Annotated in this window: 1 pseudogene; it reads left to right on the plus strand. The window is 49.5% G+C overall.

Annotated features, from left to right (window positions below):
* Positions 1-491: pseudogene (locus ACSLUH_RS19515) on the plus strand (hypothetical protein); the annotation flags it as partial.

Here is a 491-nt window from a genome sequence, read left to right on the forward strand (position 1 = left end):
TATTCCATCAGTGATGGTAATGGCGGCACAGCTTCAGCAGAAGTGACCGTCGACGTCAGTTTAACATTGACCTTAACTGGTGTGGTTACCGATGAGCCCATCCCTAATGCCGCCGTAGTTGCAACCGTTGGCGATGAAACCGTTGAAGCACAAGCGGATGCTTCAGGGCACTACTCAATCACAATAACAACCTCAAGCTGGGACGATTTTGTCAGCCTATCGGCGACTGGACAAGATACCCAACAGCATGTAGAGCTGATTAGTCAAGTTGGCGATATCGAAGGTATCTATTCAGCGGGTGGTGATGATATGACCGTTGAACGCAGCGAATTGCATCGCCTTAATGTGACCAACATCACTACCGCTGCTTATGCCCTTGCCACGCGAGCTAACGAAGGCCAGCCCGCCACAAATCAAGCTGAACTTAACCAACTTGAAGCTAACCTTGACGGTCAAGCGTTATTAGAACTGGCTGCTGCGATCAAAAGCAT

Source organism: Thalassotalea ganghwensis, assembly GCF_053485795.1.